The 19,867-nt window shown below is 51.0% G+C and carries 15 protein-coding genes; 5 read left to right on the forward strand and 10 right to left on the reverse strand.

The genetic code is table 11. The features are described from left to right. Window positions 1-209 precede the first annotated feature (209 nt). The gene (rmuC, locus tag CHB92_RS11405; RefSeq protein ID WP_089319338.1) at window positions 210-1,535 is read left to right on the forward strand and encodes a DNA recombination protein RmuC; all 1,326 of its coding nucleotides are present in this window, start codon (window positions 210-212) and stop codon (window positions 1,533-1,535) included. 183 nt (window positions 1,536-1,718) lie between these two features. After that, on the forward strand, window positions 1,719-3,548 hold the full coding sequence (locus CHB92_RS11410) for a M2 family metallopeptidase (RefSeq protein WP_089319339.1): 1,830 nt from the start codon (window positions 1,719-1,721) through the stop codon (window positions 3,546-3,548). Between the two features lie 105 nt (window positions 3,549-3,653). On the opposite strand, the gene CHB92_RS11415 is transcribed toward CHB92_RS11410, so the two are convergent. The 10 genes from CHB92_RS11415 to CHB92_RS11460 form a co-directional block, all read right to left on the reverse strand. Beyond that, window positions 3,654-4,922: a pyridoxal phosphate-dependent aminotransferase gene (locus CHB92_RS11415; protein WP_089319340.1), complete on the reverse strand. Its 1,269-nt coding sequence runs from the start codon at window positions 4,920-4,922 to the stop codon at window positions 3,654-3,656. A gap of 123 nt (window positions 4,923-5,045) precedes the next feature. After that, window positions 5,046-5,486 carry an AAA family ATPase gene (locus tag CHB92_RS11420; protein ID WP_089319341.1) on the reverse strand — a complete coding sequence of 147 codons (441 nt, stop codon included), beginning with the start codon at window positions 5,484-5,486 and terminating at the stop codon, window positions 5,046-5,048. A gap of 82 nt (window positions 5,487-5,568) precedes the next feature. Further along, a complete protein-coding gene (rplT, locus tag CHB92_RS11425; protein WP_089319342.1) occupies window positions 5,569-5,913 on the reverse strand; it encodes a 50S ribosomal protein L20 in 345 nt (114 codons plus the stop codon). 85 nt (window positions 5,914-5,998) lie between these two features. Beyond that, the gene (gene rpmI, locus CHB92_RS11430; protein ID WP_089319343.1) at window positions 5,999-6,193 is read right to left on the reverse strand and encodes a 50S ribosomal protein L35; all 195 of its coding nucleotides are present in this window, start codon (window positions 6,191-6,193) and stop codon (window positions 5,999-6,001) included. A 23-nt stretch (window positions 6,194-6,216) separates the two neighbouring features. Continuing rightward, window positions 6,217-6,741, reverse strand: coding sequence for a translation initiation factor IF-3 (gene infC / locus CHB92_RS11435; protein ID WP_089319344.1), 525 nt, complete (start codon window positions 6,739-6,741; stop codon window positions 6,217-6,219). A 117-nt stretch (window positions 6,742-6,858) separates the two neighbouring features. Continuing rightward, entirely contained in the window at window positions 6,859-8,796 is a 1,938-nt protein-coding gene (thrS, locus tag CHB92_RS11440) for a threonine--tRNA ligase (RefSeq protein ID WP_089319345.1), read from the reverse strand. A gap of 7 nt (window positions 8,797-8,803) precedes the next feature. Then, window positions 8,804-9,883, reverse strand: a complete 1,080-nt coding sequence (locus tag CHB92_RS11445; protein WP_089319346.1) for a tetratricopeptide repeat protein — start codon at window positions 9,881-9,883, stop codon at window positions 8,804-8,806. Between the two features lie 166 nt (window positions 9,884-10,049). After that, on the reverse strand, window positions 10,050-10,832 hold the full coding sequence (locus CHB92_RS11450) for a tetratricopeptide repeat protein (RefSeq protein WP_245842499.1): 783 nt from the start codon (window positions 10,830-10,832) through the stop codon (window positions 10,050-10,052). A gap of 63 nt (window positions 10,833-10,895) precedes the next feature. Further along, window positions 10,896-13,649, reverse strand: a complete 2,754-nt coding sequence (locus CHB92_RS11455) for a DNA gyrase/topoisomerase IV subunit A (RefSeq protein ID WP_089319348.1) — start codon at window positions 13,647-13,649, stop codon at window positions 10,896-10,898. Continuing rightward, window positions 13,642-15,504 carry a DNA topoisomerase IV subunit B gene (locus tag CHB92_RS11460; protein WP_089319349.1) on the reverse strand — a complete coding sequence of 621 codons (1,863 nt, stop codon included), beginning with the start codon at window positions 15,502-15,504 and terminating at the stop codon, window positions 13,642-13,644. Before CHB92_RS11460 ends, CHB92_RS11455 begins: the two co-directional genes overlap by 8 nt. A 345-nt stretch (window positions 15,505-15,849) precedes the next feature. Between CHB92_RS11460 and CHB92_RS11465 the strand changes: the two genes are divergently transcribed. From CHB92_RS11465 to fbaA, 3 genes are all read left to right on the forward strand, one after another. Then, complete coding sequence (locus CHB92_RS11465) at window positions 15,850-16,983, forward strand: AI-2E family transporter (RefSeq protein WP_089319350.1); 1,134 nt, start codon at window positions 15,850-15,852, stop codon at window positions 16,981-16,983. Between the two features lie 156 nt (window positions 16,984-17,139). Next, complete coding sequence (locus CHB92_RS11470; RefSeq protein WP_089319351.1) at window positions 17,140-18,555, forward strand: exonuclease domain-containing protein; 1,416 nt, start codon at window positions 17,140-17,142, stop codon at window positions 18,553-18,555. A gap of 193 nt (window positions 18,556-18,748) precedes the next feature. Next, on the forward strand, window positions 18,749-19,828 hold the full coding sequence (gene fbaA / locus CHB92_RS11475) for a class II fructose-bisphosphate aldolase (protein ID WP_089319352.1): 1,080 nt from the start codon (window positions 18,749-18,751) through the stop codon (window positions 19,826-19,828). Window positions 19,829-19,867: the final 39 nt, after the last annotated feature.

Here is a 19,867-nt window from a genome sequence, read left to right on the forward strand (position 1 = left end):
CTTTCCTGTCATAACAGGAAAAAGCAGCAAAGGCGGACGAGTTCGTTTAAGCGGCTTTCCTATCAAGAAGGGCTGGCAAAAGCCTGAACCTCGCTAGTGCCTGTACTTCTGCAGTTCCACTCTCTTCCACTACTGGTTCGGCCCAAGAAATTTAAAACTAATTATATTAGCATTTAGCATCCAATACTAAAAACCTCTACCTTTAGGCCATGGAGATAGTCGTAGGAATTGCCGCTTTTCTTGGCGGTTTAGTTGTTGCTTTCCTGGCCCTGAAGGGAAAGCTCAACGCTTTGCAGCACACAGCCAATCAGGCTGCGGTAACACAAGGTGTGTTAGAGGGGCAGGCCCACCAGAAAGCAACGGAAATGGAGCAACTGAAAGCATTGCTCCGCGAGGCACAGACGGAGACCTTAGAGCTGACCAATGCCCTGACTAAAACAGAGACAGACTACGAGCACCTCAAACAGCGCCTGCAGGAACAGGGTCGGGAACTGGAGCAACTACGTGAAAAATTCCTGCAGCAGTTCCAGAGTATCTCCAATCAAGTGCTGATGAATAATGCGGAACATTTCAACAAAGCGTCCTCTGAGCACCTGGAGCGCATCCTGACGCCTTTGAAGGAGCGCATCAAGGAGTTTGAAGCGAAAGTTGATCAAACCTATGAAAAGACGCTGAAAGACAGCATATCCCTGAAAGAACAGATCACACAACTGGCGTCCCTGAACCAGCAAATGAGCCAGGATGCCCTGAACCTGACACGCGCCCTGAAAGGCGAAAACAAAACGCAGGGTAACTGGGGCGAGTACCTGCTGGAGAGCCTGCTGGAGAAGTCGGGGCTGCGCAAAGGGGTGCACTTTGAGCGCGAGGAAGTGCGGCAGAATGATGACAGCAAGACGTACCGTCCGGACGTGATCGTGCGGCTACCCGACAGCAAGCACCTGATCATTGACTCTAAAATGTCGCTGGTCGCCTATGAGGCTTATTGCAGTTGTGAAGACGAAAACCAGCAGGAAGTGTACCTTCGCAGCCACATCAACTCGGTACGCACTCATTTCTCAGACCTGGGCCGTAAGAACTACCACCGCCTCAATGGCATCAACTCCCCGGACTTTGTGCTGATGTACATTCCCATAGAGCCTGCCTTTAACCTGGCCATCCAGCACGACCACGACCTGTTTACGGATGCCTTTGATCGGAACATTGTGCTGGTGACCACCTCTACCCTACTCGCCACACTTAGAACAGTGGCCGGCGTATGGCGTCAGGAAGACCAGAAGCGCAACGTACTGAAGATCGCTGAAGAGAGCGGCAAGCTGTATGATAAGTTCGTGGGCTTTGTGGAGGACCTAAAGACGATCGGCAAGCACATCGAAAACAGCCAGAGTTCCTACAACTCAGCGATGAACAAGCTCACGGAGGGCAAGGGCAACCTGATTCGCCGCGTAGAGATTCTACGGGAACTTGGGGCGAAAACAAGTAAGACGCTTGATGACAACCTGTTGCAGGAGGCACAGGTAGAGGAACTCCCACAGTAGCAAGATCAAAAGCGGCTCCCTGATCTGAGGCAAGTAGAGGTAGAAGTACCGCCATTATGTAAGCCCCACGCAAACATGCTTACTATGGGAACGCAGGAGCCGTAGGTTTGTGCAGCAGTTTTGCACGATTCTTGTACCTCCTATATAGAGATATTAACTTAGGACATAAACCTAAATTACTTCATGAAAAAACTGATTTATACCGGCTTCATGGCAGCTGTTCTCCTCTCCTCCTGCTCTAGCCAGAAAACAGAGACCGCTGGAACGGCAGCAACAGTCGAAATGACGGCCGTACAGCAGGAAGCGCAGGCCTTCCTGGACGAGTACTCCCAGACCTACCAGGACCTGTATACCAAGTCGGCAGAGGCGGAATGGGCATCTAATACGAAGATTGTGGAAGGCGACACAACGAATGCAGCAGCCACACGAAGGGCAAACGAGGCTTTTGCCGCCTTTACAGGTAGCGCAGAAAACATCGAAAAAGCTAAGGCGATGCTGGAGAAGAAAGACCAGTTAACTCCTTTGCAGGTAAAACAGTTTGAAGCTATCCTATACGCCGGCGCGAACAACCCACAAATCATTCCTGAGGTAGTAAAGGCCCGTATCAAGGCGGAGACAGAGCAGACAGAAAAGCTCTACGGCTTTGACTACCGCATCTACGACAAGTCTGTTAGCACCAATGACATTGATAATATCCTAAAAAGCGAGACAGACCTGAAGAAGCGCCTGGATGCCTGGCAGGCGAGCAAGGCAGTAGGCCCTGGCCTGAAAGAGGGCTTGCTGAACCTACGCGAGCTGCGCAACCAAACCGTGCAGAGCCTTGGCTACGATGATTACTTCAGCTACCAGGCCTCAGAGTACGGGATGACGCGCGAGGAAATGATGGACCTCATGCAGCAGATAAATGAAGAGCTGCGGCCGCTTTACCGTGAACTACACACCTATGCCCGCTATGAGCTGGCCGAAAAGTACGGAATGAAAGAAGTGCCCGACTACCTGCCTGCCCACTGGCTACCTAACCGATGGGGCCAGGACTGGAGCTCGATGGTGGAAGTAGAAGGCATTGACCTGGATGCTGCTTTAAAGCCGAAAGGCCCGGAGTGGCTGGTACAGCAGGGAGAGCGTTTCTACACCAGTCTGGGGTTCCCAAGCCTGCCGCAGACGTTCTATACAAAGTCCAGCCTGTACCCATTACCAGAGGGAGTAAACTACAAGAAGAACAACCACGCCTCTGCCTGGCACATGGACCTGGACAAGGACGTGCGTAGCCTGATGAGCGTGGAGCCTAACTCGGAGTGGTACGAGACCACACACCACGAATTAGGCCATATCTACTACTACATGACCTATACCAACCCGGACGTGCCGGTGTTGTTGCGGGAAGGCGCTAACCGGGCTTACCACGAGGCCATTGGTTCTCTGATGGGGCTGGCGGCCACGCAGAAGCCGTTCCTGGCGGAGCTGAACCTGATTGACAAGAACACGCAGACCGATGAGGTACAGACCTTGCTGAAAGAGGCCCTGAACTATGTGGTGTTTATTCCCTTCTCTTCCGGGGTGATGAGCGAGTGGGAGCATGACTTTTACGCGAAAAACCTGCCGGCTGATAAGCTGAACGAGCGCTGGTGGGCCTTGAAAAAGCAGTACCAGGGTATTGTACCACCAACCGACCGCGGTGAAAACTACCTGGATGCCGCGACAAAGACACACATCAACGACGATGCCGCGCAGTATTACGATTACGCCATGAGTTATGTAATCCTGTTCCAGCTACACGACTACATTGCCAAGAACATCCTGAAGCAGGACCCGCATGCCACAAACTACTATGGCAAAAAAGAGGTGGGCGACTTCCTCCGTGAAATCATGTACCCCGGTGCCTCTGCCGATTGGCGTGAAATGCTGAAAGAAAAGACAGGTGAGGAACTGAGTGCCCGCGCCATGGTGGATTACTTCCAGCCGTTGATGGAATACCTGAAAGAGCAAAACAAAGGCCGCAAGTACACCATCTAGCAAGGTACTCTTGGAGGTTGCATGATGGAAGATTCGGCAACTGTACAGAAAAAAGAAGCTCCAGCAGAAAGTGCTGGGGCTTCTTTTTTCTATTGACCAGCCTCCCTAATCATACAATTTCACGGAAAGCGTCAGCACCGGGTCTTTTTCAGCGGGTGTCTTAGGAGCTTGCTTATAGTTTGAAAAGAAGTTGGACAGTTTGTCCATGGTGTCGCTGATCACCTCTACATCCGGCAAATACACCACCCGGAAGTGATCCGGCTGATGCCAGTTAAAACCGCTTCCCTGTACCACAAAAACATGCTGGGCAGCAAGTAAATCGATGACCAGTTGCTGGTCGTTGTGTATGTCGAACTTCTTCGTGTCTACTTTCGGGAACATATAAAAAGCGCCCATTGGCTTGACACAGGTAATGCCGGGAATGGCGGTTAGCTTCTCATAGCAAAGGGCCCGCTGCTTCCCCAAACGCCCGGTCGGTAAGACCAGGTCCTGTACGGAAGGCACTCCTTCCAGGGCTACTTTGATGGCGTACTGGGCAGGCACGTTGCTGCACACACGTAAGCTGGCAAGCGTATTCAACCCGTCTATATAATCTGCTGCCTTTGATTTGGCCCCACTGATCAACATCCAGCCAGCTCGGAAACCAGCCGCCAGGTAGTTTTTAGAAAGGCCACTCATGGTAATGCACACAGCTTTGTCCGTTAAGGTAGCAGTGGGTATGTGCACGGCTTGATCATAAAGAATCCTGTCATAAATCTCATCAGAAAAGATAATCAGCTCATGCTCCTCTGCCAGTTTCACGATCTCCGTCAGAATCTCCCTGGAGTAAACGGCACCCGTTGGGTTATTGGGGTTAATGACAACGACAGCTCGGGTTTTATTCGTGATCTTGCTGCGCATATCAGCTACGTCCGGAGACCAACCCGACTCCTCATCGCACAGGTAATGCACGGCTTTGCCCCCGGAGAAGTTAACCGCTGCTGTCCATAGCGGGTAGTCTGGAGAGGGCACCAGAACCTCATCTCCGTTGTTTACGAGCGCCTGCACTGACTGCATGATCAATTCGCTGAGCCCGTTTCCCAGGAAAATATCATCTACGTGAATGCCCGGCACTCCCGCATCCTGATAATAGTTCTTCACTGCCTCTCTTGCACTTAAAAGGCCTTTGTGGTCAGAATATCCCTGCGCCAGGCTCAGGTTCTCCACGATGTGTTGCAGCACTGCCTGTGGGGCACTAAACCCAAAAGGCGCCGGATTTCCTATATTCAGTTTGGTTACCTGATGCCCCTGTAACTCGAGCTCTTTCGACTTCTCGTACACCGGCCCTCTCAGTTCATAAGAAACATTCTGGAGCCTGTCGCTTCGTTGTATCATACCCGCTTATTTTTCAAAGTAGCTTTGCTTTTATACCAGTATGTGTGCTACGCTACCATTTTTCAAAAGAAACAAAATTGCCTAAAGTTTGATTGCCTGTGCAATTCTTTATTTACCTGCTACCTAGGGTAAGGGCTGTACCAGATAGCCCCCATCTGCTTGCAGGCTTACCCGGTACAGCTGATCGTAGCCCTCTTCCATCGTCGGCCTTTGAAGCCTTTTTTGGGTACCGTAGATCCCTTTCTCCGGAATCAGGAAACGCCCGCTTCGCTGGCTATTGCGCAATAAGGCTTCTTTTACCGAGGAATCAAAAAAGTACCCAATTACTTCGTACCGCATTGCCTTTGCCAGGCTGATGTAGTTTTGTCGTTCGGCTATGGTTGGGTTGGTGTTGTCTACCACAAAGCGCATTTTGGTGCGCAGGCAGTCCTCCAGAAAAAGCCGCTCGCGGTTCCGCGTCCGTAAGAGATCGAGGCTGATGCGCATGTGGCTGTTGAAGAAATGCTCCTTGTAATAAGTAGACTTGCCACTCGCCTGAATACCGCAAAAGATAATCGCCTGCATAAGAAACAGAAAGATAGCCTGACTGTAAACAAAAAGGGCTTAGCGTTCTGCTAAGCCCTCCTTTTATATAGCTATAAGTAAATTACTTTACTTTCTCTACAATGCTCTTGAACGCTTCCGGGTGGTTCATTGCCAGGTCAGCAAGTACCTTGCGGTTCAGGTCGATGTTTGCCTTTTTCAGGGCGCCCATCAGCGCAGAGTATGATAAACCGTGCTCACGTGCACCGGCATTGATACGCTGGATCCAAAGAGCACGGAAGTCTCTTTTCTTCGCTTTTCTGTCACGGTAAGCATATACTAAGCCTTTTTCTACCGCGTTTTTTGCTACTGTCCAAACGTTCTTGCGACGGCCAAAGTAACCTTTGGCCATTTTCATTACTTTCTTTCTTCTGTGTCGTGCTGCTACGACATTGACCGATCTTGGCATCTTGTTAAAGTTTTAGCGACTGGTGATTAGATAATCTTTTTAAAGACCAGGCACTGGGTTCGTACTAATAGTTAACCTAAAAAAATTAAATGTTAAGCATGGCTTTTACTCGGTCCATGTCAGCTGTGCTAACAAGGCCTGCATGAGTAAGGTTACGCTTCTGCTTTGTCGTCTTCTTGGTCAGGATGTGGCTTTTGTAAGCGTGCTTACGCTTGATTTTGCCAGTACCTGTCAAAGAAAAACGCTTCTTTGCACCAGATTTAGTTTTTACTTTTGGCATGGTTATATAATTGATTAAAAAAATTACTTCTTCGAGGCCGGTGCTGCCTTCGGTGACAGAATCAGGAACATACGCTTTCCTTCCAGCTTTGGCAACTGCTCTACCTTTGCCACGTCCTCCAGTGCTTGTGCAAATTTAAGAAGCAGGATCTCTCCCCTTTCTTTAAACACGATAGACCTACCCACAAAGTGTACATAAGACTTCACTTTGAAACCGCTCTCCAGGAAGCCCTGCGCGTGTTTCAGCTTAAACTCGAAGTCATGATCATCTGTGTTCGGACCGAAACGGATCTCTTTGATCACAACCTTCTGAGCCTTCGCCTTCATCTCGCGCGTTTTCTTCTTCTGCTCGTACTTGAACTTCGAGTAGTCGATGATGCGGCATACGGGAGGATTGGCTGTCGGCGAAATCTCAACCAGGTCAAGATTCTGCTCGTTTGCCATCTTCTGAGCATCTCTTGTCGAGTATACTCCTTGCTCTACATTGTCTCCAACTACCCGTACTTCTCTGGCAGTTATCTTTTCATTGACTTTGTATGGCTCCTCCACTTTTCCTCGTGGGATGTAGCGCTTATTTTGAGTAGCTATGGTTTTACCTCCTTAAATTAGTTTTTACAATCAGACTGCGAATATCGCAAATTTAATATCAAAAAGAAAATTAATTCCCTATTTGTTCAATACCTCGGCTATTTTGCCCTGAAAGAACCCGATGTACTCGTCTACAGACATCGTGCCTAAGTCTCCCTCGCCGTGCTTGCGCACCGATACTGCTTTATTCTCCTGTTCCTTCTCCCCTACAATTAGCATATAAGGCACCTTACGCACTTCCGCATCGCGGATCTTGCGTCCGATTTTCTCATCACGGTTATCTACAAAGCCTCTGATATCTTCCTGCTGCAGCCGGTCATATACCTCCTGTGCAAAGTCATGATACTTTTCAGAGATCGGCAGGATGGCGAACTGCTCCGGACTTAGCCAGAGCGGGAAGTTGCCGCCACAGTGTTCGATGAGAACTGCCACGAAGCGTTCCAGCGAGCCGAAAGGCGCACGGTGAATCATTACCGGGCGATGCTTCTGATTATCAGCACCGATATATTCCAACTGGAAGCGTTCAGGCAACTGATAATCGACTTGAATAGTTCCAAGCTGCCATTTACGGCCAAGGGCGTCCTTCACCATAAAGTCAAGCTTTGGTCCGTAAAACGCAGCCTCACCCAATTCGGTTACAGTACGCAGGCCTTTCTCCGCTGCAGCTTCTATAATTGCACTTTCTGCCTTGTCCCAGGCTTCGTCAGCACCAATGTACTTTTTCTTGTTTTCCGGGTCACGCAGCGAGATCTGGGCAGTATAGTCTTCGAAGCCAAGGGCCTGGAACACATAAAGCACCAGGTCGATCACTTTCATGAACTCTTCCTTCACCTGATCGGGGCGGCAGAAGATGTGGGCATCGTCCTGTGTAAAGCCACGCACGCGGGTTAAACCGTGCAACTCACCGCTTTGCTCATACCTGTACACCGTACCAAACTCTGCCAGGCGCACCGGCAATTCTTTATAAGAGCGCGGACGCACCTTGTAGATTTCGCAGTGATGCGGGCAGTTCATCGGCTTCAGGAAGAACTCTTCGTTCTCGTTCGGCGTCTTGATTGGCTGGAAAGAGTCGGCCCCGTACTTCTCGTAGTGCCCGGAAGTCACATACAGCTCTTTGCTACCAATATGCGGCGTTACCACCGGCTGGTAGCCTGCCTTTACCTGTGCTTTGCGCATGAACTGCTCCAGACGCTCCCGCAGGAGCGTTCCTTTGGGTAACCACAACGGCAGGCCCATGCCCACTTTCTCAGAGAAAGTGAACAGTTCCAGCTCCTTGCCCAATTTGCGGTGGTCGCGTTTCTTGGCTTCCTCCAGGCGCTCCAGGTACTCTGTCAGCTCCTTCTGTTTTGGGAAAGTTACCCCATAGATACGGGTCAGCTGTTTTTTGCTTTCGTCGCCACGCCAGTAGGCCCCGGCCACGTTCATGATTTTTGCCGCCTTGATAAAGCTGGTGTTCGGGATATGCGGCCCGCGACAGAGGTCCACGAACTTGCCCTGCTCATAAAAAGAGATCGTACCGTCTGCCAGGTCCTTGATCAGGTCCAGTTTGTATTCATCCCCTTTCTTGGTGAAGTACTCAATGGCCTCGTCCTTGGAAACATCACGGCGCTTAAACTCGCTCTTGTTACGCGCCAGCTCCAGCATTTTCTGCTCTACCTTGGCAAAGTCTTCCTGCGAGAACTGGTAATCGCCCAGGTCCACGTCGTAGTAAAAGCCGTTTTCCACCGGAGGGCCAATGCCAAACTTCACGCCAGGGTACAGCTCCTCCAGGGCCTCCGCCAGCAGGTGAGCAGACGAGTGCCAGAAGGCGTTTTTACCCAGATCATCATTCCAGGTGAGCAGCTGCACCGTTGCATCTTCATTGATAGGGCGCGACAGGTCCCAAACAGTGTCGTTAACTTTGGCAGCAAGCACGTTTCGAGCCAAGCCTTCGCTGATGCTCTGTGCGATCTCTAGGCTGGTTACGCCTTTGTCGTATTGGCGCACGGAGCCGTCTGGCAGTGTGATGTTGATCATGTGTCTTTTATTGTTCTATCTGTACCTGACGCACAGTTGTGCTGTCAGGTGCTGGTTTTGCTAATTTACTTTTCAGGCGGCCGATAGCCTCGTAGGCATACGTATACTTCGGCTCTGCCGCCACTAAGCGCTGGTAGGCAGCCAGCGAACTTTTATACTGCCCGGTGCGCTCATAGGCACTTGCCAGGGTAATCAGAAACCCCGGCTTGCTCTTATAGGCAGCATAGGCTTTCTCGAGATGCTCCAGCGCTAGCTCGTTCTTTCCGAGGGCATGATAGCCCATTCCTAACTTATAATGTGCACCGTCCAGGGTATCATGCAGGCGAACCGCTTTCGTAAAAGCTATCGTCGCGCTGTCCTGCTTCTGCCCTGCCTCGTAAGCCAGCCCCCGGTAATACCAAAGCAGGCCATCCTCGGGTGCCTGTTCCAGGGCTTCGCGGAGGTACGGAACCGCAGCCGCATACTCTGCCTTTGATACCAGGACACCTGCCAATTCCCGCTTCGGCTCCATAAAAGTAGGCGCCTGCTCCAGGGCCAGTTCATAATTTCGTATGGCTCTGGCTGTATCTCCTGTTGCTTCCAGAATCCGCCCCTTGTAGTAAAAGGCGAACTCATCCTCCGGCGATAGCTCCTGTGCCTTGTTAATGTACGTCTGGGCTTGTCCAAAGTCCTTTTGCTGCAAGTACAGCTCACTAAGCAACACGTAGAGGGAGGAACTCTGATACGAGTTCCGCTCGGCCCGCAAAGCCAGAGGCAAAGCCTCCTCCGGCTTTCCGAGTGCCCGCAGCACCTGCGCCTTCACAAAAAGACTGGAAGGTTCGTTCTTGGTCAGCTTTACAGCTTCATTGGCATCCTCCAGTGCCTGAGCCAGTTCTCCCTTGCGTAGCAAGACCACCGCCCTGCGTGCATAAAGGCTGCCGTCGCGTTTGGACCGCGCTATGGCAGCGGTCAGGTTCGCCAACTGCGCTTCCGGCTCATCTTTCACCTGCTGCAGATTCACCATCTGCTCGTTGTTGCTTTCCTCAACATCACAGGCGGCAAAGGATACCAGAAGAACCAACAGCAATAAACGGGAAATACGCACCATTACCGGCTTTAAAAATCCTCTGCGAAAGGGCTGCAACACTTATTTGCGCTAAATTAAGACATTTTAACTAAATAGAAACACAATCCCGCTTCAAGCCTGGGCAGCCACACAAAACAAAAAGCCTGCCACCGTCAGGGAGCAGGCTTTTTGCGAATGTATTTTAGGCTTATAACTTCTGTTGTTCTTGAAGCATAATATTACACCGCCTGCTCAATTCCAGCTCGTCTTTCGTTTCCAGGTTCACCGTCAGGGCCTTTTGTAAAGTGCTGATGCATGCCTCCTTCTCCTTCATTTCTTCGTAAATGCAGGCCAGGTCGTAGTAATAGCGGATGTTGTTCGGATTGTAAGCGATGGCTTTTTCTATGGCATCTGCCGCCTCCTGGTTCGTTGCTTTGTTTACGCCACCAAACAGCAATTTTGAAGCTGCTTTCTCCGCAAAGTTCAGGTTCGCCATTTTGAAATACCAGCGGCCCAATATGTGCCAGGCACCGGCATGCTCGCTGTTGCAGGCCAAGGCCGCATCCGCAAAACGCTTCACCTCGTTTATATCCACCAAACGCTGTCTGGGCCCGGAGACCATCGCTTCGCTGGCCATGGCCAAGGCCATCACATAATTTGACTCAGCATCATGGGGACTTAACTCATAGGCCTGCACGGCATACTGCCGCGCCTTACTGAAATGTTCAATCTTGCGCGTTTCATCCTGATAGCGGTCGCCAATGCGGCTGTGCAGAAAACTTGCTTTACAAAGCGCCTCGTAGTTATCCGGGGACTCGGCCAGCACCTCCTCATACAACACAAGTGCTTCTATGTCTTTGTAATTGTTCAGGAGTTGTTCTGCCCGCTGCAACAACTGTTCATGCCCGGAAGAAGGCATGCCCGCCATAGCGGCAGGCATACCTATGCACAGGGTGCTAGAGATCAATAGTATGCCACAAAGTCTTCTCATACGTGGTGTTAGCTCCTTTAAACTACAACTAATCAAAGACTTTAGCAAGCGGCTAAATCAGATTTAAAACAAGTCCAACTGCTTTTTCTTCTTCAACTCATCCTTCAGGCCACTGCTGTCTGTATCGTTTTCTACGATCACGGCTTCCGGATGTTCATTTCCGCTAAGCTTGGCGGCCTCTTCCGCCAGCTCCTTTAGTTCTGAAGGCACCGCCACCGGTCCTTTCTTTGGAGCTGGCTTTTTGGCCTTCGGCTTGTCTTCCACGGGCTGCTCCACTTCCTCCATCTTCGGCACGCTCACATCGTAGACCTTGAAGTAGTTGAGCTTATTGCCCATGGCCTTCCAGCCCTTCACATCGATAAAGTCGCTCAGCAACAGTTTCTCCGTCTCCTTCTCCCCGCGTAGGCTTAGCTTATATTTAATGGTTGCTAAAGGTTCGGGATGCGTGGAAACAGCTTCCAGTCTGGAGTTTTTCGTTTCCGGGATAAAGGCAAAGCGTTTGCCTACCGTAGAGGTCTCTACTTTAAAGCGCTTCACGTAATAGGTCTTGTTCTCGCCCTCATAGTAGATCGCAGAGATCACCAACTCCGGATCAAACTTCTGTAGCACTTTGATGCGCTCCACCACGTAGTGGTTCGTCAGGTCAAAGGAAGTCAATTCATAGCTACCGTCATCGTACACCACCAGGATGGTATCATCCGTGTTGAAGGAACCCAGGTAACGCCCGCGGCTCTCGGTATTCAGCCGGCCGATCACTTCGTCGTAGAAAATCTCACGACCTCCTAAGGTTGACTCACCCAGGCTCTTCTGCACGACCTTCTTCACAGGGTACTTCGTCACGATATTGCCGTTTGAGCCCTTGCCCTTGATCATCAACTCGGCAAAGTCAAAGTCCAGCACCTTGTTGCGCGCTGTAGCACTCGGCGACAGCGTAATTGTCACTACCTCGGACTCAGAGTTCGGGTTAGCGGTCAGGTAAAGCACTTTCGAGCCTTTGTTGCCCTTGGTCAGGTCATACTCCTTGTCCCGGGTTATGGACTTCACGGCAAAGCGCTTGGCATACGCCACGCCTCCTTTTCCGTCCATGTAAATCATATTGTAGACCATGTGCTCGTCGTTCTTGTTGTAAACGCCAGCCATGATGATGTCTTTCCCTACAAAGGTCTTGTCCGCTACCTTCGTCACCATGAACTTACCGTCCTTGCGGAACACGATGATGTCATCCATGTCCGAGCAATCACACACGAACTCGTCTTTACGCAGGCTGGTTCCGATAAAGCCATCCTTGGCATTCATGTACAGCTTCTGGTTGGCAATGGCCACTTTCTGGGCAGTGATCACGTCGAAGGTCTTGATCTGCGTTTTGCGCTCACGCCCCTGTCCGTACTTTTTCAGCAGCCCCTCAAAGTATGCGATGGCATAGCGGATCAGGTTGGCCAGGTTATCGTCCACCTCCGCCATTTCCTCTTCCAGCTTCTTGATGTACTCGTCTGCCTTAAAGGAGTCGTACTTGGAGATACGCTTGATCTTGATCTCTGTCAGGCGGATGATGTCCTCCTCCGTTACCTCACGGCGCAACAGCGGCTTATAAGGATCTAAGCCCTTGTCAATGGCCTCCAGCACGGCTTCCCAGGTCTCACACTCCTCAATGTCGCGGTAAATGCGGTTCTCGATAAAGATCTTCTCCAGCGAGGAGTAATGCCATTTGTCTTCCAGCTCGCCTTTGCGGATTTCCAGTTCCCGCTTCAGCAGGTCTACTGTTTTAAAAGTAGAAATGCGCAAGAGCTCGTCCACACTCAGGAAGTGTGGCTTCTCATCAATGATCACGCAGGTGTTGGGTGAAATAGAAACTTCACAGTCCGTAAAGGCATACAAAGCGTCCATAGTCAGGTCCGGCGACACTCCTGGCGGCAGTTGTACGTGTATTTCTACCTCTGCGGCCGTGTTGTCAATCACCTTCTTGATCTTGATCTTGTTGTTCTCGCTCGCTTTCACGATCGACTCCATCAGGCCAGTCGTGGTGATGCCATAAGGCACATCGCGGATGATGAGCAAGCTTTTATCTACCTTCTCGATCGTAGCGCGCACCCGGATCTTGCCACCCCGTGCCCCGCTGTTGTAATTGGTCACGTCTACCTGCCCGCCGTTCGGGAAGTCGGGCATAAGCTGTGTGCTGCGCCCTTTCAGCACATCAATTGAGCCTTTGATCAACTCTCTGAAGTTGTGAGGCATGATCTTCGTGGAAAGGCCTACGGCAATACCTTCCACGCCCTGTGCCAACAGCAGCGGGAACTTCACCGGCAGGGTAACCGGTTCGTTTTTACGTCCGTCGTAGCTCAGCTGCCACAGGGTTGTCTGCGGATTAAACACCACATCCAGGGCAAACTTCGACAGGCGCGCCTCGATGTAACGCGGAGCCGCTGCACTGTCACCGGTGCGCACGTCGCCCCAGTTACCCTGCGTCTCGATGAGCAGGTCTTTCTGGCCCAGGTTCACCATGGCATCGCCAATGGAGGCATCGCCATGCGGGTGGTACTGCATGGTCTGTCCGATGACGTTGGCCACCTTGTTAAAGCGGCCATCGTCCATCTCTTTCATGGCATGCAGAATGCGGCGCTGCACCGGTTTTAGACCGTCTTCGATGGCCGGCACCGCCCGCTCCAGTATCACATAAGAAGCATAATCGAGGAACCAGTTTTCGTAAAGACCGGCAACAGGGGTTACGTTATGGATGGTTTCTTCCTCCCCGTCCGTAAACTCCACTTCCAGCGCTTCGTTTTGCTCTAATTCTTCCTTGTTCAGCTCGTCGTTATGCATAAACTTCTTCAACAATATCTTTTTCAATCTTCAAATTCTCGATAATGAACTGCTGGCGCTCCGGCGTGTTCTTGCCCATAAAGTAGCTCAGCATTTTCTGTATCGTGGTGTCCTTCTGCAGGATAACCGGCTTCAGCTTTATGTTATCTCCAATAAACTTGCCGAACTCATCCGGTGAGATCTCTCCCAGCCCCTTAAAGCGGGTAATCTCCGGGCGCTTGCCCAGTTTGTTGATGGCCGCCTGCTTCTCTGTTTCGTTGTAGCAGTAGATCGTCTCTTTCTTGTTGCGCACCCGGAACAAAGGTGTCTCCAGAATGTACACATGCCCGTTACGCACCAGGTCAGGGAAGAACTGCAGGAAGAAGGTCAGCAGCAAAAGACGGATGTGCATGCCATCCACGTCGGCATCGGTAGCGATCACCACGCGGTTGTAGCGCAGCCCTTCCAGGCCTTCTTCAATGTTCAGGGCGTGCTGCAGCAGGTTGAATTCCTCGTTCTCGTATACCACCTTTTTCTTCAGCCCGAAACAGTTCAGTGGCTTACCCCTTAAACTAAACACCGCCTCGGTATCCACGTTGCGGGATTTGGTGATAGAGCCGCTGGCCGAGTCACCCTCCGTAATAAAGAGAGTAGACAACAAGTGGCGCTCGTCTTTGTCTTCGCTAAAGTGCAGGCGGCAGTCCCGCAGTTTGCGGTTGTGCAGGTTTGCCTTTTTGGCGCGCTGGTTCGCCAGTTTTTTCACGCCGGCCATGTCCTTGCGCTCCCGCTCGCTTTGCTCGATGCGCTTCTTCAGCGCCTCTGCCGTGGCAGGGTTGCGGTGCAGGTAGTTATCGAGGTGCTCCTTTACAAAGTCGTTGATGTAGGCGCGCACGGCAGGCCCATCCGGTCCCATTTCGATAGAGCCTAACTTCGTCTTGGTCTGCGATTCGAACACAGGCTCCTGTACTCTGATCGAGATGGCCCCGATGATAGAGCCACGGATATCAGCGGCATCGTAATCTTTCTTAAAAAAGTCGCGCACCGTCTTTACCACGGCCTCCCGGAAGGCAGCCAGGTGCGTACCGCCCATGGTCGTGTACTGTCCGTTCACGAAGGAATAATACTCTTCGCCATAGTCGTTGCCATGCGTCATGGCCAGCTCGATGTCCTCCCCTTTCAGGTGGATGATCGGGTAGCGCATGCTCTCCTCGTCCGCCTTGTTGCGGAGCAGGTCCAGCAGGCCGTTCTCAGAGTAGTATTTCTTCCCGTTAAAATTAATGGTCAGGCCAGCATTCAGGTACACGTAGTTCCAGATCTGGTTCTCCAGGTAATCCGGGTTGTACTGGTAGTTCTTAAAAATTGTGTCGTCCGGTGTAAACACGGTCAGGGTACCGTTGCGCTGGCTTGTCTCCTGCACAGGGGCGTCCTCTACCAGCACGCCACGCTCGAACTCAGCTGCCTTTAGCTGCCCGTCGCGCACAGACTGAATGCGGAAGTGGCTGGAAAGGGCATTCACCGCTTTTGTACCCACCCCGTTCAGACCTACCGACTTCTGGAAAGCCTTGCTATCGTACTTACCGCCCGTGTTGATCTTGCTCACGCAGTCGACTACCTTGCCTAGCGGAATACCCCGGCCATAGTCGCGCACCTGCACTTTGTGGTCCGAAATCTTGATGTCAATGGTTTTGCCAAAACCCATCACGTGCTCGTCGATGGAGTTATCAATCACCTCTTTCACCAAAATATAAATACCGTCATCGGCCGAAGACCCGTCTCCCAGCTTACCGATATACATACCAGGACGCAGCCTGATGTGCTCGCGCGGCTCCAGAGAGCGAATGCTGTCTTCGTTGTAATTATGTTCTAACTCTGCCATTCTGTAAGCGTAAGTGTAGTTGTGTTGATATAATCAATCGGAAATATAGGAAAATTAAAGCGACTGCAAGCAACAATTAGTTCCCGCATAGGTTATGCCTGCAAAGTAAAGAATTTATTTGCTAACATTTTTAGTTTACCTGATAAGCTGTACGAATACCCGTCTCCCGATTCCAAATTAAAAACCATATTTAGAGGAGTGAAGTTCAATAAATGGTCGCTTTTTCATATCTTTTTAAGCTAACATTTTTAGCAAATTTATATATAAATACTAACATACTCAAAGCAAAACAATTATGTAATTTTAGCGTCGGGTACGCGTCATTCTCTTGCTTTTAAAAATTAAATGGAAATAAAATTACCCCACTACTTTAAGTGTGTCATTATCTTACTGGGCCTGATTTTACTTATGTGGGTTCTGCAAACGTTCCGCTCGGTGCTGGTCCCCCTGTCCTTCGCGATGCTGTTTGCCCTGCTCCTGCTGCCCCTTACCCGCGACATGGAGAACCTGCGCGTTCCCAGGCCACTGGCCATCATGCTGAGTATTGTGCTGGTGGTCGTGGTGCTCGGGCTGGTGATCTGGTTTCTGTCCATGCAGCTGATCAGCCTTACTACTGAACTCGACACCATCAGCGGCAACATCAGTGACCTGGTCGACCGGGTGCAGAACTTCCTGTATGAGAAGTTTGGCATCATCCCTTCTAATCGCTCCGACCTCGTGCGCAACGCGATCGGGAGCCTGCAGGACATTGCCACGACCTTTCTGGGTAATACCATCTCTATGACAACAGGGGCCCTCGCAGCCCTCACCATTGTGCCTATTTTTGTGTTCTGCCTGCTCTACTACCGGGACCACCTGGAGCAGTTCATGTTCAAATTTGTTGCCAAAGATCGCCGCGGTAACATGACACAGGCCCTGACGAACATACAGCATGTCGTACAGAGCTACATCTCCGGTTTGATGATCGTGATCTTTATCGTATCACTGCTAAACTCTGCCGGTTTGCTTATTCTGGGGGTGAAGTATGCCGTTTTCTTTGGCGTGTTTGCCTCCATCCTGACCATTATCCCTTATATCGGTATCTTGATCGGGGCCCTGCTGCCTGCACTGTTTACCCTGGCCATGACGGGCCACCTGATCGATGCGGTACTGGTGATCGGCGTGTTTATGTTTGTGCAGTTTCTGGAGGGCAACTTCATCACCCCTTTCGTGGTGGGCTCTAAGGTAAGCATCAACCCTTTCGCTGCTATTCTGGCTTTGTTGATCGGCGGCGTCATTTGGGGGCCGGCGGGCATGATCTTGTCCATTCCATTTATTGCCATGCTCAAAGTAGTATTCGACGCTTACCCGCCCCTGGAGCCTTTCGGGTTCCTGCTGGCCGATATCGATGACCTAAAGCCCAAAGAACCCAGCCGCGTGAGCAACTGGTTTCAGGAAATGTGGAATGGCCTGGGGCGCGGCAAGCGGGAAGACAAATAAGTCAACGTTGTCCTATACAGCTCGTTGCTAAAGCTGTTTGCCACTAATTTGGGCTAGACCGCCGTTTGAAACGTATTACTAAAAATATTGGTTTAGGTGTAGAGGCTACGGCAACTGCGCTGCCTCCCCTTTTACAGGCACTAAACACAAAGCAACTTGTACGCGATTATCGATATTGAGACCACAGGCGGCCAGCCTGCTCAGGATAAAATAACAGAGATTGCCATTTTCATTCACGACGGCCAGCAGGTCGTGGATCAGTACAGCACCCTCATTAACCCTCAGCGCCCCATCCCCTATTTCATATCGCAGCTCACCGGCATTACCGACGAGATGGTGCAGGACGCGCCGAAGTTTTATGAGGTAGCCAAAGAGATCGTGGAGTTTACAGAGGGAAAGGTGTTTGTGGCGCACAATGTGCGTTTCGACTATTCCTTTATTAAGAAAGAGTTTGCCGACCTGGGCTTTACCTACCAGCGCAAAACCCTCTGTACCGTGCGGTTAAGCCGCGCCTTGATTCCCGGCCTCCCCTCTTACAGCCTGGGTAAACTGTGCAAGAGCATCGACATCGACCTGCAGCAGCGGCACCGGGCTATTGGCGATGCCGAGGCTACGGCCAAGCTCTTCGACAAGCTTATCAAGATCAACCGGCCGGTAGTGGACGGCAACATGCACATGGCCTCCGAAACCTCAGAGAAAGTGCTGAAGCAGGAAATCAAAACATCCCTGTTGCCCCCTAATATTTCGAAGGAGCAGGTAGATGCCCTGCCCACCGTTCCGGGCGTGTACTACTTTTATAATGAACAGGGGGAAGTGATCTATGTGGGCAAGAGCATCAACATCAAGAAGCGCATCATTCAGCACTTCAACATCGACTATAAAAGCCGGAAGTCGCTGGACTTCAAGAACAGCATCGCCGACATCACCTGTGAACTGATGGGCAATGAACTGGTGTCGTTGCTCTTCGAGTCGGCGGAGATAAAACGCATGAAACCACAGTACAACCGGCAGCAGCGTCGCAGTGTGTTTAATACCGGCATTTTTATGTACGAGGATGCGAACGGCTATAAGCGACTGACTTTTGGCAGTGTGAATAAGGCCGACGATGTAAGCATGACGCCGCTCATTGCCCTCTCCAACCAGTCTAAGGCCAAAGGCTTTCTGTTCCACAAGGTATCCAAGTTTAACCTCTGCCAGAAGCTCTGTGACCTTTATAAAACGAACGGGGCCTGTTTCGACTATCAGGTGCACCAGTGCAAGGGGGCCTGCATCGGCAAGGAAAGCCCGGAAGAGTACAACAAGCGGGTAGCCGAAGCCATTGACTCCTTTACCTTCGAGCACAACAGCTTCGTGATCATTGGCAAAGGCCGTGAGCCGGGCGAGAAGTCAGTGGTGGTGGTAGAGAAAGGGACATACCTGGGCTTTGGATTCATGGATGAATACTTCTCTGCTAGTAGCATCGACGATTTTAAAAGCGTGATTCAGCGCTACAACGACAACAAGGACGTGCAGCAGATCATCCGGGGCCACATGCGCAGCAAGCACAAAGACAAAGTGCTGGTGTTTGACTGAAAGAAGCCATAACAATACTGGGGGAGCGCTTGTTGTACAGGTAGTAAATCTACTTTTTGTACGGCAGGCGCTTTTTGTTTCTTTCGTATGAAAGGCTTCTTTACGATAAAATTATAGGGCCTTTTTTTTAAGTTCCTTAAAAGAAGCTTAAATTGAGCACTAAACTTTCGGTATAAATCAAATTAACACTAAAGTGAGCGAAACAACTACAAGATTTAGAGCTGGCGTACTTCACGGAGATGAAGTGACAGAACTCTTCAAGTATGCCAACGAGAACAACTTTGCACTCCCAGCTGTAAACGTCATAGGCACAAATTCTATCAATGCCGTTTTAGAAACCGCCAGAGAGGTAAACTCCCCGGTGATCATACAGTTTTCGCACAGCGGCGCGCAATTTAACGCGGGCAAAGGCCTGGCAAATGAGCTTCAGAAGTCTGCGATCGCCGGTGCGATTGCCGGTGCTTACCATGTGCATCAAATGGCGGAGGCCTACGGCGTAACAGTGGTATTGCACACCGACCATGCCGCGAAAAAGTTGCTCCCTTGGATAGACGGCCTGTTGGATGCCGGTGAAAAATACTTCGAGCAGCACGGCAAGCCCCTGTTCAGCTCACACATGCTGGACCTTTCTGAAGAGCACATCGAGGAAAACATCGCAACCAGCGCCAAGTACCTGAAGCGCATGAACAAGCTGGGCATGACGGTAGAAATCGAACTGGGTGTAACCGGTGGCGAGGAAGACGGCGTGGACAACTCGGACGTGGACAGCTCACGCCTGTACACGCAGCCAGAGGAAGTAGCAATGGCTTACGAAGAGCTGAACAAGATCAGTGACCGCTTCACTATTGCAGCTGCCTTCGGCAACGTGCACGGGGTATACAAGCCTGGTAACGTAGAGTTGCGCCCTGAAATCCTGAAGAACTCGCAGCAGTACATCCAGGAGAAGTTTAAGACAGGCCCTAACCCGGTGAACTTCGTATTCCACGGTGGCTCTGGCTCGGAAAAAGAGAAAATCACAGAGGCAATCGAGTATGGCGCTGTGAAGATGAACATTGACACAGACATGCAGTGGGCTTTCTGGGAAGGCGTGAAAAACTACTACCAGGCCAACGAAGCATACCTGCAAAGCCAGCTGGGCAACCCGAAGGGGGCCGATGAGCCAAACAAGAAATTCTACGATCCGCGCGTGTGGCTGCGCAAAGGCGAAGAGTCTTTCATTGCACGCCTGAAAGAAGCATTCCAAGATCTGAACGCACTGAACCGCAATGCATAAGCACTTGCTACAATGAGAAACAAAAAGGGTGGCACATCC

Origin of the sequence: Pontibacter ummariensis (assembly GCF_900188175.1) — a bacterium.
GTDB lineage: Bacteria > Bacteroidota > Bacteroidia > Cytophagales > Hymenobacteraceae > Pontibacter > Pontibacter ummariensis.

Excerpts from the sequence above, each read along its gene's own strand:
- CHB92_RS11465 (WP_089319350.1), top strand. The coding sequence starts at position 15,850 with ATGGAAATAAAATTACCCCACTACTTTAAGTGTGTCATTATCTTACTG.
- CHB92_RS11445 (WP_089319346.1), bottom strand. The coding sequence starts at position 9,883 with ATGGTGCGTATTTCCCGTTTATTGCTGTTGGTTCTTCTGGTATCCTTT.
- rmuC (WP_089319338.1), top strand. The coding sequence starts at position 210 with ATGGAGATAGTCGTAGGAATTGCCGCTTTTCTTGGCGGTTTAGTTGTT.
- CHB92_RS11415 (WP_089319340.1), bottom strand. The coding sequence starts at position 4,922 with ATGATACAACGAAGCGACAGGCTCCAGAATGTTTCTTATGAACTGAGA.
- rpmI (WP_089319343.1), bottom strand. The coding sequence starts at position 6,193 with ATGCCAAAAGTAAAAACTAAATCTGGTGCAAAGAAGCGTTTTTCTTTG.
- rplT (WP_089319342.1), bottom strand. The coding sequence starts at position 5,913 with ATGCCAAGATCGGTCAATGTCGTAGCAGCACGACACAGAAGAAAGAAA.
- thrS (WP_089319345.1), bottom strand. The coding sequence starts at position 8,796 with ATGATCAACATCACACTGCCAGACGGCTCCGTGCGCCAATACGACAAA.
- CHB92_RS11450 (WP_245842499.1), bottom strand. The coding sequence starts at position 10,832 with ATGAGAAGACTTTGTGGCATACTATTGATCTCTAGCACCCTGTGCATA.
- CHB92_RS11410 (WP_089319339.1), top strand. The coding sequence starts at position 1,719 with ATGAAAAAACTGATTTATACCGGCTTCATGGCAGCTGTTCTCCTCTCC.
- CHB92_RS11455 (WP_089319348.1), bottom strand. The coding sequence starts at position 13,649 with ATGCATAACGACGAGCTGAACAAGGAAGAATTAGAGCAAAACGAAGCG.
- CHB92_RS11420 (WP_089319341.1), bottom strand. The coding sequence starts at position 5,486 with ATGCAGGCGATTATCTTTTGCGGTATTCAGGCGAGTGGCAAGTCTACT.
- CHB92_RS11460 (WP_089319349.1), bottom strand. The coding sequence starts at position 15,504 with ATGGCAGAGTTAGAACATAATTACAACGAAGACAGCATTCGCTCTCTG.